We start from the raw sequence: 707 nt of genomic DNA, 5'->3' as shown, positions 1-707 counted from the left end.
GTGAAGATGATGAACTTCTGCGCTGGGAGACCATAGACCGCAGGACAATGTCTCAGCATCTGCCACCAACCGTGATAGATCGACTCTGGGACATGATCTGTGACGCGGCTGGAAGCGGCGTTTACGCTGATGATCGTCTGGCCGGGGTGCAATTTCTTGGGCTCCATCGCGTCGTCGACGCGGAAATCTCACAGAAGGGTTGTACATCGGGTTAGATTATGAAAAAGTCTGTTTTGTAGAAAAGAAATTTCCATAATCATCGAGAAAACCCGATGCAGACAGAGTGTAGCGCAGGCGCGTATGAGTTTCCAGCCTCCTGTGGACGGCGTGTTGTGGCCCGTTTTGACGGGGGGCGCATGAGTTCGGATGGGGGCGTCATTCTGGTGAAGCAGGCTGATGACATTCTGGGGCTCAGCCGCCGTTTTGCTGCCTGTTTTCGCGATGAACGGCATCCCGGCTTTGTGGAATACCGGGTTGAAGACCTTGTCCGTCAGCGGATCATGGGGCTGGCTTTGGGCTATGAAGATCTCAATGATCACGATGCCTTGCGGCATGACCTGATCTTTGGTCTGGCCTCGGGCCGTCTGTCAGGAGGTCGGGCCAACTGTGCGGCACTGGCAGGAAAATCCACGCTGAACCGGCTAGAGCGCAGTGGGCAGCAGGCAGATCGTTACTGCCGCATCATTGCTGATCATGAGGCCCTGGCT

1 protein-coding gene and 1 pseudogene are annotated in these 707 nt (G+C 55.6%); both read left to right on the top strand.

The window, feature by feature from the left end:
- A pseudogene (locus GOB86_RS15975) lies at window positions 1–215 on the top strand (hypothetical protein); the annotation flags it as partial.
- A 57-nt stretch (window positions 216–272) separates the two neighbouring features.
- Window positions 273–707, top strand: a 435-nt coding sequence (locus GOB86_RS15690) for a transposase (protein ID WP_194301224.1), incomplete at its 3' end; no start/stop codon positions are given.

It is taken from the genome of Acetobacter lambici (assembly GCF_011516885.1).
Taxonomy (GTDB): domain Bacteria; phylum Pseudomonadota; class Alphaproteobacteria; order Acetobacterales; family Acetobacteraceae; genus Acetobacter; species Acetobacter lambici.
This window is presented reverse-complemented; position numbering and strand designations above follow the sequence as displayed.